General features: G+C 63.4%; 15 protein-coding genes. 7 read left to right on the forward strand and 8 right to left on the reverse strand.

Features of this window, described 5'->3' with window-relative positions:
* Positions 1 to 72 precede the first annotated feature (72 nt).
* Positions 73 to 1,758 carry a hypothetical protein gene (locus MLB1_RS17680; RefSeq protein ID WP_180751137.1) on the forward strand — a complete coding sequence of 562 codons (1,686 nt, stop codon included), beginning with the start codon at positions 73 to 75 and terminating at the stop codon, positions 1,756 to 1,758.
* Here the strand turns inward: MLB1_RS17680 and yaaA are convergent.
* The gene (gene yaaA / locus MLB1_RS17685) at positions 1,748 to 2,494 is read right to left on the reverse strand and encodes a peroxide stress protein YaaA (RefSeq protein WP_180751276.1); all 747 of its coding nucleotides are present in this window, start codon (positions 2,492 to 2,494) and stop codon (positions 1,748 to 1,750) included. The two genes, MLB1_RS17680 and yaaA, sit on opposite strands and share 11 nt — an antisense overlap.
* 119 nt (positions 2,495 to 2,613) lie before the next feature.
* Between yaaA and MLB1_RS17690 the strand changes: the two genes are divergently transcribed.
* Positions 2,614 to 3,396 carry a VOC family protein gene (locus MLB1_RS17690; RefSeq protein ID WP_180751138.1) on the forward strand — a complete coding sequence of 261 codons (783 nt, stop codon included), beginning with the start codon at positions 2,614 to 2,616 and terminating at the stop codon, positions 3,394 to 3,396.
* Positions 3,397 to 3,453: 57 nt separating this feature from the next.
* Here the strand turns inward: MLB1_RS17690 and dinB are convergent, their stop codons facing one another.
* Positions 3,454 to 4,659, reverse strand: coding sequence for a DNA polymerase IV (dinB, locus tag MLB1_RS17695; protein ID WP_180751139.1), 1,206 nt, complete (start codon positions 4,657 to 4,659; stop codon positions 3,454 to 3,456).
* A gap of 353 nt (positions 4,660 to 5,012) precedes the next feature.
* Here dinB and MLB1_RS17700 point away from each other — a divergent pair, with 353 nt between their 5' ends.
* From MLB1_RS17700 to MLB1_RS17710, 3 genes are all read left to right on the forward strand, one after another.
* Positions 5,013 to 6,419 (forward strand): hypothetical protein, encoded by a 1,407-nt coding sequence (locus MLB1_RS17700; RefSeq protein WP_371750641.1) that lies wholly within the window; start codon positions 5,013 to 5,015, stop codon positions 6,417 to 6,419.
* 89 nt (positions 6,420 to 6,508) lie between these two features.
* Positions 6,509 to 6,937, forward strand: coding sequence for a MarR family transcriptional regulator (locus MLB1_RS17705; RefSeq protein ID WP_180751141.1), 429 nt, complete (start codon positions 6,509 to 6,511; stop codon positions 6,935 to 6,937).
* A complete protein-coding gene (locus MLB1_RS17710) occupies positions 6,934 to 7,365 on the forward strand; it encodes a hypothetical protein (protein WP_180751142.1) in 432 nt (143 codons plus the stop codon). The genes MLB1_RS17705 and MLB1_RS17710 overlap by 4 nt, the downstream gene beginning before the upstream one ends.
* Here MLB1_RS17710 and MLB1_RS17715 read toward each other — a convergent pair.
* The 4 genes from MLB1_RS17715 to MLB1_RS17730 are packed head-to-tail and all read right to left on the reverse strand — an operon-like array spanning position 7,327 to position 10,176.
* Positions 7,327 to 7,992 carry an enoyl-CoA hydratase/isomerase family protein gene (locus tag MLB1_RS17715; protein WP_180751143.1) on the reverse strand — a complete coding sequence of 222 codons (666 nt, stop codon included), beginning with the start codon at positions 7,990 to 7,992 and terminating at the stop codon, positions 7,327 to 7,329. The two genes, MLB1_RS17710 and MLB1_RS17715, sit on opposite strands and share 39 nt — an antisense overlap.
* A gap of 6 nt (positions 7,993 to 7,998) precedes the next feature.
* A complete protein-coding gene (locus MLB1_RS17720) occupies positions 7,999 to 8,442 on the reverse strand; it encodes a thioesterase family protein (protein ID WP_180751144.1) in 444 nt (147 codons plus the stop codon).
* Positions 8,439 to 9,551, reverse strand: a complete 1,113-nt coding sequence (locus MLB1_RS17725; protein WP_180751145.1) for an alcohol dehydrogenase catalytic domain-containing protein — start codon at positions 9,549 to 9,551, stop codon at positions 8,439 to 8,441. Before MLB1_RS17725 ends, MLB1_RS17720 begins: the two co-directional genes overlap by 4 nt.
* A complete protein-coding gene (locus MLB1_RS17730; RefSeq protein WP_180751146.1) occupies positions 9,538 to 10,176 on the reverse strand; it encodes a TetR/AcrR family transcriptional regulator in 639 nt (212 codons plus the stop codon). The genes MLB1_RS17725 and MLB1_RS17730 overlap by 14 nt, the downstream gene beginning before the upstream one ends.
* Positions 10,177 to 10,250: 74 nt before the next feature.
* Here MLB1_RS17730 and MLB1_RS17735 point away from each other — a divergent pair, with 74 nt between their 5' ends.
* Together MLB1_RS17735 and MLB1_RS17740 are read left to right on the forward strand one after the other, a co-directional pair.
* A complete protein-coding gene (locus MLB1_RS17735) occupies positions 10,251 to 11,729 on the forward strand; it encodes an NAD(P)/FAD-dependent oxidoreductase (protein WP_180751147.1) in 1,479 nt (492 codons plus the stop codon).
* A gap of 52 nt (positions 11,730 to 11,781) precedes the next feature.
* Positions 11,782 to 12,537, forward strand: a complete 756-nt coding sequence (locus MLB1_RS17740; protein WP_180751277.1) for an SRPBCC domain-containing protein — start codon at positions 11,782 to 11,784, stop codon at positions 12,535 to 12,537.
* A gap of 3 nt (positions 12,538 to 12,540) precedes the next feature.
* Here MLB1_RS17740 and MLB1_RS17745 read toward each other — a convergent pair whose 3' ends face one another.
* Together MLB1_RS17745 and MLB1_RS17750 are read right to left on the reverse strand one after the other, a co-directional pair.
* A complete protein-coding gene (locus tag MLB1_RS17745; RefSeq protein WP_180751148.1) occupies positions 12,541 to 15,411 on the reverse strand; it encodes an MMPL family RND transporter in 2,871 nt (956 codons plus the stop codon).
* A complete protein-coding gene (locus MLB1_RS17750; RefSeq protein WP_180751149.1) occupies positions 15,408 to 15,851 on the reverse strand; it encodes an MmpS family transport accessory protein in 444 nt (147 codons plus the stop codon). The genes MLB1_RS17745 and MLB1_RS17750 overlap by 4 nt, the downstream gene beginning before the upstream one ends.
* Positions 15,852 to 15,951: the final 100 nt, after the last annotated feature.

A 15,951-nucleotide genomic window follows, 5' to 3' on the forward strand; every position in this document is an offset into this window, starting at 1 on the left:
GCCGGCGCGTAGAGGTAGTAGTTTTCCCTTGTCGAAGGCGGTCTGGCCCGGGTCGGAGGGGAGTGTCGTCCAGTGTATGTAGGTATTCGAACTGCGGCGGTTGCTGCGGTGTGCAGTCTGTGCGTCGGAACAGGCGTGGACGTGCGAACCGTTCGGCCGACCCCTTCCGTAACATATACGGCCACAACACGTTCCGTGACGACACGGCCATTCTCCCTCACGGCGCTCTCTGACCTGTTGGCGGTAGCTGTCCCGCAGAATGATGCTGTAGCGCAATCGAATTCGGCGGGCACCGGGGTGGCGAGTAGTACCGATCTCATGGGCACTGTCGCCAAGCTCCTCACGACATCAAAAGCCGCGCCGACCAGCCTGTCTCCAGAGCTAACCGGCATGGCTCCAGAGCTCAATGCGCCCGCCGCCGATGCTGGTGATCTGCCGGTGGACCAGCCCGCAGATCCGCCCGCGGCCGATGAGCCGACGCCGCCTACCAATTTCCCGGGGCCACGTCCGACCTTTGGTACTCCGTCTTACTTTGCGCAGTTGGCCTTTGCGGTATTCCACGTTGTCGCATTGCCGATCACGGTGCCGGTGCAGTTTTTCCTGGGTAGTGCCGAGGGCGTCCCGACGGTGATCGCCGCGGCGCTCAATGACTTGTCTGGCCTGTTGGGCGAAATACCGGGGCTCTCACCGCAGCAACCCGCAGCAGCGCAACCGCAGCAGAAGGTCGCAGAGGTCTCCTCGCCGTTGCCAAAGTTGGCCGCAGCGGAGACTGACCCACCCGCCGATGAGCCGCCTCCGGCGCCGGATCCCTTGCCGACTAATTTCCCGGGGCCGCGTCCGGCCTTTGGTACTCCGTCTTACTTTGCGCAGCTGGCCTTCGCGGTATTGCACGTGCTTGCATTACCGATCACGGTGCCGGTGCAGGCGATCATTGGTAAGACCGAGGGTGTGCCGACGGTGATTGTCGCGGCGCTCAATGACTTGTCGAGTCTCCTTGGGCAGGTACCGAAACTGTCGGCACCTGCAGCCGACGCACAGACCACGCCGGAGACGTCCCTCTCTCAGCGGGCCGATCAGGCCGCCACCAAGCCGGATGCCGTGTCCGAGAAGTCAGAGGCCACCAAGCACGACGCCGCTGTGAAGACGGCCAGCATCGAGCACACAGAGCATGGGGCCAAGCCTGCCGAGACGTCTGCAGAGGCGCCCAAAACGGAGCATGAGGCTAAGCCCGTCGACACGGCCGCGGAGGCACCGAAGGTAGATCCGACGAAAGTCGTTGAGCCGAAGGTGGACCCGACGAAAGCGGTTGAGCCGAAGGTCGACCCGGTGACGGCAGAGGCCGCCAAGCCGGAAGCTACGAAGCCGGAAGCCGCCAAGCCCGAAGTGACGAAGCCCGAAGCCGCCAAGCCGGAAGCCGCCAAGCCTGAGGTCACGAAGCCGGATGCCACGCGTCCCGCCAAGGTCATCCGGGACAGCCTGAAGTCGGCGCCCGGTGACACGAGCACCACCGGCGGTACTAAGACGGCCGAGGGATCCAAGGGAGCCGAGACAGATAGCAAGGCGCCCGCTGCGTCTACGGTGACCAAGGTTCGCGAGGGATTGACGTCCTCGGTGGGCGGCAAGACCGATAAGCCCGCTGAGAAGCCATCGACGGAGAAGTCGTCGCCGGAGAAGTCGTCGACCGGCAAGGGCGCATCGTCATCGGAAGGGACTTCACATTCCTCCGAAGGAAAGTCGCACTCCGCGTCTACTGACTGACGATGATCGTCAGCGCGTTGCCGTCGCGCTCGATATGAAGTCCCGCGCGACGGGCGACGGTGGCCACCGCGGCGGCGTCAGTGGGTTCGGCTCTGCTTCCGGCGAGGATGCGCGCCAGCTTTCCCTTGTGTGCCTTGTTGAAATGGGTGATCACCGTGCGGCGCCCATCGGGATGCTCGGTGAGGCAATCAACGGTCACTGCGTGCGGTAGCCGCCCCAAACCCGCATATGAACCTGAACGTAGATCGACGATCAGTTCGTTCGCGGCCAGCTCGGCCAACACTGGTTCCAGAACGGGCTTCCAGCGCGCGGACAACGACGGCTTTCCGGGCAGTTTGGACGAGGCCGATAGCCGGTAGGCGGGGACCGGATCATCGGCACGTAGCAGTCCGAACAGTGCCGAGCCGACAGCGAGTCGCTCGCGTGCCCTGGTTGCGGCGGCACCGCGCAGCGATGTCACGTCGAGGGCGTCGTACAGCACGCCGGTGTACCGGTGCAGGGCAGGCATGGTGGGTGAGGCGCGCAGCTCGGCGTTGCGCTGAATCTCGGCGTCCTGCGATGCCGAGATGCCCAGCGCCTTCCTGCATGCCTGAGGGTTGGCGGCGAGAGCGACGAGCTCGTTGACGAGTGTCCCGCGGAGTGGATTCAGCGCCGGTGTCGCCAGTTCGTCCAGGCGCAGAGGAGTGTGATCTCCACCTTCACGTTTGGTTTCCGAGGGTGGCAGCAACACGATCACTCCACAGACCGTAGCGAACTGGCCGCCCTCTGCGGCGGACAGGGTCGGCACCTGCGATGAGTTTTTCTGGCCTCGGTGGTCGATACCTGTGAATGCCCCATCCAGTTCAAGGAGACCCCATGCCCACTCGTGAAGAAACTCCACTCGGTGCCCCCGCGTGGATCGACCTTGCCTCGTCGGACCTTGAGAAGTCGAAGGCGTTCTATGGCGCGCTGTTCGGCTGGACGCTGCAGGAGGCCGGCCCCGAGTACGGCGGCTATGTCAATGCGCACAAGGACGGTAAGGCCGTCGCGGGAATGATCGCCAAAAACCCGGAGTGGAATGCCCCCGATGGGTGGACGACGTACTTCGCCACCGATGACATCAATGCCACGCTGCAGAAGGTGGCCGATAACGGTGGCGGAAATTGCATGCAGGCCATGGAAGTTCCGGAGCTCGGATACATGGGAATCTTCGGCGATTCCTCCGGCGCCGTAGTTGGGTTGTGGCAGCCGCTGGCTCACAAGGGGTTCCAGTTGGTTGCCGAGGCGGGCGCGCCGGTGTGGCATGAACTGAATACCCGTGAATATGACAAGGCGGTCGACTTCTACACCAAGGTTCTCGGTTGGGATACCAAGGTAGAGGGTGATTCCGATGATTTCCGGTATGCGTGCGCCCAGCATGAGGGTGAGCCGATCGCGGGTGTCAACGACGCGACCATCGGCCAGTGGGCGCTTCCCGAGGGTGTGCCGGCTCATTGGGCCGTGTATTTCGGTACCGACGATACCGACGCCAGTGCCACCAAGGTCGCCGAGCTCGGTGGTGTGGTGCTGACACCCGCGCAGGACACCCCATATGGGCGGATGGCGCTGGTGCAAGACACCACCGGCGGTACCTTCTGGCTGTGCTCGGTTGATTCCTGATAACTGCCGCGGTAAAGGCCCGTCATCGTACTCACGGTGATGACGGGCCTTTATTTTCTAGAGGTCCTCGAAGGTGGGGATGCCCCACTCCTCGTGTCCACCCCCGTGTAACAAGGTGGCACGGGTGACTGACCGAGTGCCAAACTTGTCGCGCAGTTCATCAAGGGTACTGTCGAGCGCCAGCGCGTTCTCCGTCAAACCTGTGAACGGAAGCTCCAATTGTGCTGCGCCGCATGGGTCGAAGTTGGAAACGGAGAATCCGATCAGGGTGATTCCCCGCTCGGCGATCAGCGAGGCGCCCTCGTCGACAAGCTGCCGTGCCACCGCCAGCAGGCGCTCGGTGGAGGTCGTGGGCCGCAGCACGGTGTGTGAACGCGTCGCGCGCGTGTAATCGTCGAACCGCAGCCGTAGCACCACGGTTCGACAACTGCGGTCGGTGCCACGCATCCGCCGGGCGATCCGCTCGATGAGCTGGGTGGCTATGGCGTCGATCTCCTTAGGCGTGCGGCGTCGCCGCCCAAGTGCGCATTGGGCGCCGATGGAACGCCGCCGCCGTCCTCCTTGAACTCGCCGCGGGTCCACATTATTTGCAAGGCAATGCAATTGGTGGCCCATGGCCCGGCCGACCATTGCAGCCAGCGTGGACTCGCCGAGATCTGCGATATCCGCGACCGTACGGATGCCGTACACCCGCAGCTTCTTGGCAGTGATCGCGCCGACGCCCCATAGTGCCTGCACCGGTAAGGGCCGCAGGAATGACAACTCCTCGTGGGGCTCCACCACCAACAGCCTATCGGGTTTGCCCTGACGGCTGGCGACCTTGGCCAGGAACTTGGTGCGAGCGATCCCGACGGTGATCGGCAGACCCGCCCGCCGGCGTACCTCCGCGCGCAGTACTGCCGCGATATCGCGCGGTGTGCCCGAAATGCGCAGTAAGCCAGCGACATCCAGAAACGCCTCGTCGATGGACAAGGGCTCGACCAGGGGAGTGGTGTCTCGGAAGACCTCAAAGACCTGCTTACTCGCCGCGCTGTACGCGTCGAAACGGGGTGGAACCACCACGGCACTCGGGCATAGTTGATGCGCCTGCCGGCCTCCCATCGCGGTGCGCACCCCGCACCGCTTCGCTTCGTAGCTGGCGGCCAGCACGACACCGCCTCCAACGATCACCGGGCGGCCGCGCAGCGCTGGATCATCACGTTGCTCGACGGAGGCGTAGAACGAGTCCAGATCCGCGTGCAGGATGCTGGCCGTTCCGTTCATGAACAGATGCTCGCACCGGGGTCCGACAGCCATAGCGGGTTGATTTGCCCAACCGCTGGTTGATTCGGAGAATCCCTGGGCAATCCTCGGTGGCGCCCGGGAGATATTTGACTTACGGCTAGGAAAACTATCGAGTTCCTGGTCGGCGGCATGGTGCAGTGTGCCCTACGTTTATGGCGAGTTCTCCAGGTTACTTCCAGCCTATTCACAAGCTTTGCCCAGAAGGGGTGGTTTACGTGCGTATACGACTTCGTGCGACGGCGGCCGCGACGGTTTGCAGTATTTGCATCGCCGCGTCGGCTTCCGCGCTCACGATCCAAACTCCTAGCGCCAGTCCGGAACAACATCGGACAGTGTCGACACAGGCGTATGTCCTGATGTCGAACGATGGCACGCTCTCGCCCGCCAGCATCGGCTCGCTGGCTACCTTGCCGGGTGTCCAGGGTCCGGCCGCGACGCCGACGGCTGCGGCTGCTGCGCCGGCGCCGAGTTTGTTTACGGCGATTCAGCCGGTGTTCACGGTGTTGGGTGGGGCGTTGACGCTGCCGTTCAACATTCCGTTCTGGTTTGCAACGGGGCAGTTGAATGCGGCGGCGAATCAGAAGGTGATCAATGACTTTGTGACGGCCATTGGTCAGTTGCCGGGTGTTCCGGCTGCGGTGTTGTCGTACTTGGCGGGTATTCCGTCGCAGACGTTGCCGACGATCCCGTCGATTCCGGGGTTGACGTCAGCGGCGGCTTCTCCGACGGTGAAGCCTTTGGCTGCTGCTGCTGCGCCGACGGCTGCGGCTGCTGCGCCGGCGCCGAGTTTGTTTACGGCGATTCAGCCGGTGTTCACGGTGTTGGGTGGGGCGTTGACGCTGCCGGTGAACGTCCCGTTCTGGTTTGTGACGGGGCAGTTGAATGCGGCGGCGAATCAGAAGGTGATCAATGACTTTGTGACGGCCATTGGTCAGTTGCCGGGTGTTCCGGCTGCGGTGTTGTCGTACTTGGCGGGTATTCCGTCGCAGACGTTGCCGACGATCCCGACCATTCCGGGCATCACCTCGCTGGTCACGCCCTCGTCGAAGCTGATCACGAACGCTGCGGCGATTCAATCCGATGCCACAAAGGCTGACGTCGTCAAGTCGGAGGTCGCGAAGCCCGGAACCCTCGAGGAAGCGGCGAAGCCCGCCACCTCGGTGGAGCCGGTCAAGGTGACGACTCCGGCTGAGCCGGCCAAGTCTGTGGAAGCGGCTACCTCGGTGGAGCCGGTCAAGGCGACGACTCCGGCCGAGCCTGCCAAGCCAGCCACCTCGGTGGAGCCGGTCAAGGTGACGACTCCGGCTGAGCCGGCCAAGCCCGTGGAAGCGGCCACCCCCGCCGAGCCGGTCAAGCCAGCCACCCCGGCTGAGCCCGTCAAGCCTGCGACTCCTGCTGATGCCGCCAAGCCTGCGGAGCCGAAGGTCAACGTGCCGAAGGTCAAACTGCCCACCCCGGTCACCAAGGTCGGAGAGGTCAGCGGCGGGGTTGCGCCGAAGACCGAAGACTCGGCCAAGGGAGACAAGAGCGAGAAGGCTGATTCCAAGGACGCCAAGTCCGACAAGGGGTCCGCACCGAAGAAGTCCGAAAATGACTCTTCAGCTGCGAAGAAGCCCGAGAGTGCCGCGTCGACCACCGGTAAGTCGGAGTCCGCCTCGAGCTCCTCATCGAGCGACTCGCACTCGAGCGCCTCGAACGGTTCCTCGCACAGCGACTCGCATAAGGCGTCGTCCGACTAGTCCCCGGTAGCAAGCACAAAGGTCCCCGCGCCCGACACGGCGTGGGGACCTGCTTGTAAGCGGAACTGACATAAGTCAACATCATTGACATGGAAACCGACGGAACCGCGACCCTGGGGTACTTGTTGACCCGTACCGCGACATCGCTGCGCGGCAAGGTCGCGGCCCGGCTGGAGCCGATTGGCCTCAGCCTGCCCGAGTACATCTGCATGCGGATCCTGCAGACCTCTCCCGGCATGTCCAATTCGGAGCTGGCCAGGCAGGCCATGGTTACCCGACAGGCAATGAACGCGGTGCTGCACCGGCTGGAAGAGGAGGGGCTCATCAGCCGTCCGGAGAATGCGGACCACGGCCGGTCGCTGCCAGCTCGCCTGACCCGGCGCGGCAGCACCCAGCTGGACAAGGCGGTCGAGGCGGTGACCATTGCCGAGAACGAGGTCATGGAGAAGCTCTCCGTCGACGAACGCCGCTCTCTGAAGGCGATGCTGGTCAAATGCGTTCCGGGGCAATTGCCATGAGACGCGCCGGGTGGCTGATCGCATTCGCCGGTCTGGTGATGGCGGTCAGCGTCTGGCTTCCGTGGCTGCGTACCTCGGCCAGCGGTGGAGGCAGGGCCAACGCCATTGGTGGTGCCATCGGATCCGTCGTACTTCCAGCGGGATTCGGTGCGGGACAAATGATTCTGCTGGTATCGGCGCTACTCGTGGTGGCCGGATGCATGGTGGGGCAGAACATCCTGCACCGCGTTGCGCCGATCGCCGCGGGCGTTCTGGCACTTGGGCTGCTGGGGCTGGAACTGCTGTACTACCGCACCAATATCAAGGCCCCGATCGTGACGGGGTACGGGTTCTGGGTCGCGATCGCGGTGTCGGCTATCGCGGTCGCGCTGTCCATCGTGGCCTTGTTGTCACGACCCCAATCCGGCGAGCAGCAGTGGGACGATTGAGCCGTACATCCCGTACTTGACCGTGCCGAGCGTGTCCCGGTTCTTGCCCACTAATGGCGCTACGAAACTTGTTGCGGTAGAGAGCACCTGGCCCTCGTCGACGGCTGCATCGACGATCTGGTAACCCAGGCTCTCGGCGCCGCCGAGCCGCCGGCCGCTGGGCATGGTGGCGGACGCCGCCTGTGGTGTCATCTTGCCTTGGCACAGCGCCGCCATACCGGGCGTGAACGGCATGCCGAGGTCGACCTCGGGCAGGCAGAAGAATCCGCGATCGACGCGCATCACCCGGTAGTCACAGGCCAGCGCGACCATGGCTCCGGCACCGAAGGCATGACCGTTGACGGCGGCGACGGTGGGCGTGGGGAACACGAGGAAGCGCGCCAGAATCTTCTGGACCTCGGTGATGTACCAGCTGAGCTTGTCGGGGTTGGTGCCCAGGAAGTCGACGTCCAGCCCGTTGGAGAAGAACTTGCCGCTCCCGGTGACAACCAGAGCGGCCGGGGTCTCATCCGCGAGGGCCTCGTCGAGCAGCGCGTTGATCTGATCGATATTGGCTGTGGTGAAACGGTTCTCGTCGGTTCCGAGTTCAAGGGTGTACACGCCTTCGGCGCGGTGCAGGGATGGCATGTGCTGTTACCTCAACTGTTCGAGAGCTGTAGTGACCTGCTCGGGGATGGGAACGGGAGTGCGCGCGTCGGAGTCCACATAGACATGGACGAATCTGCCCAATGCGCGGGGTGCGCTTTCGACTTCACCGTCGACGACGCGGAACACTGCGAGCTTGTAGATGACGCTGCTGCGGCCCTGGTGCTCCAGGGCAAGGCCGATGGACAGCTCATCGGGGAAGGACACCTCGGCCAGGTATTTGCATGAGGTTTCGGCGACGACGCCGATGGCAGGCAAGTCCCGGATATCGCATCCGGCGGCCTTCATCAGCCAGCCGTTGACGGCGGTATCGAACCAGGCGTAGTAGACGACGTTGTTGACGTGCCCGTAGACATCGTTGTCGGCCCAACGGGTTTGGTGCCGCAGATGTACCGGGAAGTCGGCCTTGGTGGGCAGTTCTGGCTTGGTCATGCCGTCACCGCGCCCGGGCGCAGGATCTGCCGGACTGCCTGGCCGTCGGCCAACGCATCCAGGGCGATATTGATATCGGCGAGGGGTAGGTCGTCGGACTTGAGCTTCTCCACCGGTAGTCGACCGGCCCGCCACAGCGCCAGCATCGCCGGGATGTCCTGTTGCGGTTGCGCCGATCCCATGTATGAGCCCAGAATGCTGCGCCCCTCGGCCACAATGCTCAACGCGGGCAGCGTGATCCGTGCGTCGGGGTGTGGTAGGCCCACCGACACGGTGCCGCCGCCGCGGCCAGTGAGCGCGTACGCCTGCTCCAGCACCGCGGCCGATCCGACCACCTCGAACACCCAGTCGTGGCCGCCGGGGGCGTCCTCTGGTGCACAGGCGCTGGTGGCCCCGAGTTCTAGGGCCAGCTCGCGTTTGGCGGGTACGGGGTCGATGGCGAGCACCTCGCCGGCACCCGCGGCGGCCGCCGACATCACGACGGCCTGGCCGACGCCGCCGAGTCCGAGCACCGCGACCGAGTCGCCGGGGCGCACCGAGGCGGTGTGGACGACCGCCCCGAAACCGGTCAGCATGGCGCAGCCGAAGAGCGCGGCGGTGTCCAGGGGAACGTCCGGAGCGATGACGACCACCGAATTACGGTCCACTACAGCATGATCCGCGAAGCCCGACACGCCCAGATGGTGACGGATCTCGGTGCCGTCCAGATCGTGCAGGCGCGTGCCGCCGCGGATCAGGTCGCCGCGACCGTTGGCCGCAGCGGCGTCCGGGCACAGGGCGGGGCGACCCGAGGAACAGTACCGACAGGCGCCGCAGCTCGGCACGTACACCAGCACCACATGATCGCCGGGGGAGACGTCGCGAACACCGGGGCCGACTTCGGCGATGACACCGGCGGCTTCGTGCCCCAGGGCCATTGGCACCGGTCGGACGCGGTTGCCGTCGACAACCGACAGATCCGAATGGCAAAGGCCCGCCGCTTCGATTCGTACCAGCACCTCGCCGGGGCCGGGTGGGTCGAGTTCCAGCTCAACGACTTTTAGTGGATGGGTGTCGCGGTAGGGCCGGTCGATAGGTGCCGAATGCAGCACCGCACTACGAATTCTCACGGAGTTCTCCATAGATCGCGTTGAGCCAGACGTGCAGCAGCGTATCGACCACCCTGTCATCCTCGACGGCGGGCTGCTGACCGGTGAAGGTCGCCTGCATCATCGACTGGTTGATGAGGTTGAGCGCGATCGAGATATCGCGGGAGGGAATGGTTTCCGGAGCGGCACCACGAGCTCGTTCGGCGTCGATGCCGACAGCTGTCATGGCGACCCAATTCTCGGTCACCTCCGACCAGCGTTGATCCAGCTCGGCGCTGGTCCCCTGTACGCCCGATAACGCCACCGAGACGGAACGGTGCGAACCGAAGGCATCGAAATAGGCCTTGATCACGGCGCGCCAGTACTCGGCCGGGCTCTTCATGCCGGTTATGTCGATGGCCGCGACATTGGCGTCGGCCTCCTCGATGATGCGTTCTGCGAGCGTGAGGAGGACGGCTTCCTTGGAGGAGAAATAGAAGTAGAACGTCGGCCGGGAGATCCCGGCTCCGCGCGCCAGATCGTCGACGGCGATATCTGTGAGCGGACGGTGTGCGAGCAGCTCCTCGGCGGTCGCCAGGATGGCCTGTATCCGATCATCCCCGGAGGGGCGCGTCGTCCTGCGGCCTCTCGTCGTCGGTTTAGTCACGTCTACCTGCGCATTCTATGAAGTTCTCGACACACTGTTGACTTTCTCGACACTGCGTCGATAGCCTAGCTGTCATGACCGAACATGTCGACATTGTCATCGCGGGCGCCGGAATCTCGGGTATTGGCATGGCATGCCACATCACCCGCGACGTGCCGGGCAAGAAGTTCCTGGTACTGGAGGCGCGCGAGCGCATCGGCGGCACATGGGACCTGTTCCGCTACCCGGGGATCCGCTCCGACTCCGACATGTTCACCCTGGGCTTTAACTTCCGGCCGTGGACGAGCACCAAGGGCATTGCCGATGGGACGTCCATCCGCGAATACGTCACGGATACCGCTCGCGAATACGGCGTGGACAAGTCGATCCGATTCGGGCACAAGATCGTCGGCGCCGAGTGGTCCTCCGAGCAGGGCCTCTGGACGCTGCAGGTGGAGCACGCTGGCGAGACCGTCGAATTCACCTGCGAGTTCTTCTTGGGCTGCACCGGGTACTACAACTACGACGAGGGCTTTACGCCCGAGTTCGAGGGTCTCGACGATTTCGCCGGTCAGGTGATCCACCCGCAGCACTGGCCGGAGGATCTGGATTACGCAGGCAAGAAGGTCGTTGTCATCGGCAGTGGTGCGACGGCCATGACCCTGGTTCCCGCGATGGCGGGAACGGCAGGCCACGTGACCATGCTGCAGCGTTCGCCCACCTACGTGGTGTCGCTGCCGTCCACCGACGCCCTGGCGGTGGCACTGAAGGGCAAGCTGCCTGCCTCGATCGCGTACCCGATCGTGAAGTGGAAGAACCAGATGGTCAGCTTCATCAGCTACCAGACGAGCCGCCGCGACCCGGAGCGGATGAAGGGGATCTTGCGTGCGCTACTGAAGCGGCAGCTGCCCGATTTCGATCTGGATAAGCACTTCACCCCGAAGTACAACCCGTGGGACCAGCGGTTGTGCGTGGTGCCGGATTCGGATCTGTTCCGCGTGCTGCGCAAGGGCACCGCGTCGATCGTCACCGACCGGATCGCGCGATTCACCCCGAAGGGCATCCTGCTGGAGTCGGGCGAGGAGCTTGAGGCCGATATTGTTGTCACCGCAACGGGTTTGAACGTTCAGCTGGCGGCTGGCCTCAAGCCGGTCGTCGACGGCATCGAGGTCGATCCGTCGAAGTGCGTCACCTACAAGGGGCTGATGCTGACGGGTATCCCGAACTTCATCTTCACGTTCGGATACACCAACGCCTCGTGGACCTTGCGTGCCGATCTGGTGTCGCAGTACACGTGCCGGCTGCTCAAACACATGGACAAGGAAGGCCAGACGGTCGTGTGGCCGGTCGAGCCCGAGACCACGGAGCGACTGCCGTTTGTGGACTTGGATTCCGGGTACATCTCGCGTGCGGGCGCTGCGATGCCGCACCAGGTGCCGACCGCCCCGTGGCGTTCGTACCAGAACTACTTCCGTGAGCTGCCCGTTCTCAAGTACGGGAAGGTCGCCGATAAGGGCGTCCGATTCAGCAGGGTGAATGCCTCGACAAAGACACCCGTTGCAATAGGCAGGTAAATACCTGCATAATGGCCGGGTGCAGTCAGCGCCCGGCCATTCTCATTGGGACATCGTTTTCAAGGCTCTCGCCGACCCAACTCGACGGGAGCTGTTGGACCGGCTGCATGAACGTAACGGCCAGACTCTGAGTCAGCTGTGCGACGGCGTTTGTATGACGCGACAGTCGGCGACTCAACACCTGGGCGTGCTCGAATCCGCCAACCTGATCAGTGCCGTGCGGCGGGGCCGCGAGAAGCTGCACTATCTCAATCCGGTTCCGCTGCAAGAGATTCAGGAACGGTGGATCGACAAGTTCGAGCGCCCGTGGCTGCGGGCGCTGAGTGCGATCAAGCAGCGAGCTGAGGAGCCAAACATGTCTCAACCAACTTTCGTCTACACCACCTACATCAGCAGCACGCCGGAGAAGGTGTGGCAGGCCATCACCGATCCCGAGCTGAGCGGCCAGTACTGGGGACATGCGAACGTTTCTGACTGGCAACAGGGTTCACGCTGGGAACACCAACGCGTCGACGGTTCCGGTATTGCCGATGTGGTGGGCACCGTGGTGGAGGCCGATCCGCCACGCAAGCTGGTGACCACCTGGGCCGACCCGGCGAGCGGTGCCGAGGGGCCGACATCTACCGTTACCTTCCTGATTCAGCCATACCAAGACATCGTGCGGCTCACCCTCACGCATGCCGATCTGGCGGACCCGGCCGAGTATGCACAGGCAAGCGGTGGATGGGCAGCCGTGCTGTCAAACCTCAAGTCATTCTTGGAGACTGGTGCTCCGCTTCCTAGCGCGCCGTGGAACCAGCCCGCGTAAGCGTCAGCCGTGCACGGAGATCGGTCCGGTGGCGTCATCGGTCCCGGATGGTTTCGGCCCAAAAGGATTCGACACTGGGCGGCTTCGCATGTTGAGGGGCCACCAGAACCAGCGGCCGAGCAAGGTGGCTATCGCCGGCGTCAAGAACGACCGCACCACGAGGGTGTCGAAGAGTAGTCCGAGGCCGATCGTGGTACCGATCTGGCCAAGAACGCGCAGATCGCTGAAGATGAAGGATGACATTGTCACCGCGAAAACCAGGCCGGCGGCGGTGACAACCCCGCCGGTGCCGGCAATGGCGCGGATGATGCCCGTCTTCAAGCCTGCGCCGGTTTCCTCCTTGAATCGGGAGACCAGTAGCAGGTTGTAGTCTGCGCCGACAGCCAGCAAGATGATGACCGCCAGCGGGAAGATGACCCAGTACAGTGGAATTCCGAAGATGTACTGCCACACCACTACTGACATCCCGAATGATGCCGCCAGCGACAGTGCCACCGTCCCCACGATGACCATGGCCGCCACGAGGCTGCGAGTCAGGAACATCATGATGAGCAGGATGAGGCCAAGCGAGGCCAACGCGGCCATCAGCAGATCGTATTTCTGGCCGTCGGCGATGTCCTTGTACGCCGAAGCGGTTCCGGCCACATAGATCTTGGCGTCGGCCAGCGGTGTTGCCTTGACGGCATCGAAGGCAGCTTCCTTTATCGCGTCAATGTGTTCGATCCCCTCGGAGGTCTGCGGATCTCCTTGATGGGTGATGATCATGCGCGCGGCCTTGCCGTCCGGGGACATGAACAGCTTCATGCCGCGTTTGAACGCCGGATTATCGAACGCCTCCGGTGGCAGGTAGAACGAATCATCGTTCTTCGCGTCGTCGAAAGCCTTGCCCAACTCTGTTGCGGTGCGGGTGGATTCCTCATTCTGCGTATTGGTGCCGTTGTTGATGGCGTAGTTGGACTGGGTCAGGTCGCGGTTCTTCTCCTGTATCGCGATCTGGGGTGGAATGAGATCCACGAGTTTGGGCTGTAAAGCGTCGAGCTTGTTGAGGCTTCCGGTGACGGTTTGGAGCGCATCGACGAGTTCGTCGATACCGTCGAGGGCGTCGAAGACGGACCTCAGCGCCGCGCAGAAGGGGATGTCGAAGCAGTGTGGTTCCCAGTAGAAGTAGTTGCGTAGGGGCCGGAACTGGTCGTCGAAGTTCGCGATCTTGTCGCGCAAGTCCTGGGCGACCGCCACCGTCTGCTGGAATCCCTGGGTCTGTTCGTGCGTGATCGCGGCGCTCTGTTTCTGAAGTGCCAGTTGCTGTCTCAGCACAGCGATGGTTTGCGTCATCTGATCGGCCTGTTGAGACAGGTACAGGGCCTGGTTCTGCTGCTGGGAGAGATTCATCAGCTGGCTGGCGCTCGACGCACTTATCTGAAATGGAATGGAGGAGTGGGTGATCGGCGTCCCGAGAGGGCGGGTGATCGATTGGACCAGGGCCACGCCACGGGCATGCAGAACGGACTTGGCGACGCGTTCCAGCATGACCATGCCCGCGGGATTGCGCATATCGAAATCGGTCTCGATCATGAGAAGCTCGGGGTTGAGTCGCGCGACGGAGAAGTGACGTTCGGCTGCGGCATACCCCACGTTGGACGGAACCGAGCTCGGCATGTAGATGCGGCCGTCGTAGGTGGTCTTGTACCCCGGCAACGCGAGCAGTCCGATCAGCGTCACCACGCAAGAGACGACGAGAATTGGGCCGGGCCAGCGCACGATTGCCGTGCCGATGCGGCGCCAACCGCGGGTGCGCATCGCACGTTTGGCCTCCATCAGTCCGAAGCGGCTGGCGATTATCAGCACGGCCGGGGCCAAGGTGAGCGAGGCAGCCAGGGTCACCAGCACCCCGAGCGCAGCAGGCACACCCAGGGTCTGGAAGTAGGGCAGTCGCGTGAACGACAGGCAGAGCAACGCGCCCGCGACGGTCAGACCTGATCCGATGATCACGTGAGCAGTGGACTTGAACATCGTTTGGTAGGCGGCCAGACGATCCTCACCGGCTGAGCGTGCTTCCTGGTAGCGGCCGACGAAAAATATTGCGTAGTCGGTACCGGCGGCAATGGCGAGCATTGTCAGAAGATTCGTGGCATAGGTCGACAGGCCGATGACTCCCGTGTGTCCTAGTGCCGCAACAATTCCGCGCGCTGCCGATAGTTCCACAAGGACTGTCACCAGAACCAGCGCCGTGGTGCCGAGCGAGCGGTAGACGATCAGCAGCATGATGGCAATGACCGCGAAGGTGATGAGCGTGACTTGGGCGGCGCCCGCGTTGCCCACCTCGAACTGATCGGTGATGGTGGGGGCCTCGCCGGAAACGTAGGCCTTGACCCCGTCCGGGGCGGGTGTGTCTGCCACGATGCGCCGTACGGCATCGACGGATTCATTGGAGAGCGCCTCGCCCTGATTGCCGGCGACATAGACCTGCACGTACGCGGCCTTGCCGTCCTTGCTTTGCGAACCGCCCGCCGTGATCGGATCGCCCCAGTAGTCGGCGACGTGCTGCACGTGCTCACGGTCCTCATTCAGCCGCTGCACCAGCGTGTTGTAGAACTGATGTGCTTGCGCGCCAAGGGGTTTGTCACCCTCGAGGACGACCATTGCCGAGCTGTCCGAGTCGAACTCGTTAAAGACCTTGCCGATATGCCTCATCGCCATGGTGGACGGTGCATCGGCGGCGTTCAGTGGGGCAGAACGTTCTTCGCCAACCACTTCCAGTTGCGGCACTGCGGCGTTGGTCACCGCCGCGATGGCCACCCAGAACAAGACGATCGGCACCGCGAGCCTGCGGATTATCCTGGCGGCCCGTGACTCTTGGGCGTGACCGGCACTCATGCGGACTTGTCCAGGCAGGTGGTGTAGCCGTTCACGATGGTGACGGTCCTTTCGTCCTTGACGATGCCGTCGACGGTAATGCGGCAACCGGTTACGTCACCGTTGCCCTGCGCGCGCAAATCGGCGAACAGGGTGGGGTCGTTGGTAACCAGCTCGTGCGACCACGGCAGCGGTGCATTGTCGACGCGGTGCGGTTGTGCCATTTCATCGAGGAAGTTGATGGTTGCGGTGCTCCCGGCCGTGCCGAAGACCTCGAAGAGGACGCGTTTGGGGTTGTAGTTGGTGTTCTCCATGGCCTCATTGCCGGGGCGAGACAGCTCGATGTTCGAGCCGAATACGCCGTGTAGGCGAGTAACGCCGAAGGCCACCACCGCTATCACGCTGGCCGCGACGGCCAATGTCCACCACCGCTTGAGGAGACTCCAGAACCGACCTTGCACCAGCGCCCACGCCCTCTCGCTAGTCGGCAGACCGCAATCGGGTACCGATAGCGGGTCGAGCCGATAAGATTCTTGTGGAACGGTACGGTACCGTACTCTG

The organism is Mycobacteroides sp. LB1, from assembly GCF_013449725.1.
Taxonomy (GTDB): Bacteria; Actinomycetota; Actinomycetes; order Mycobacteriales; family Mycobacteriaceae; genus Mycobacterium.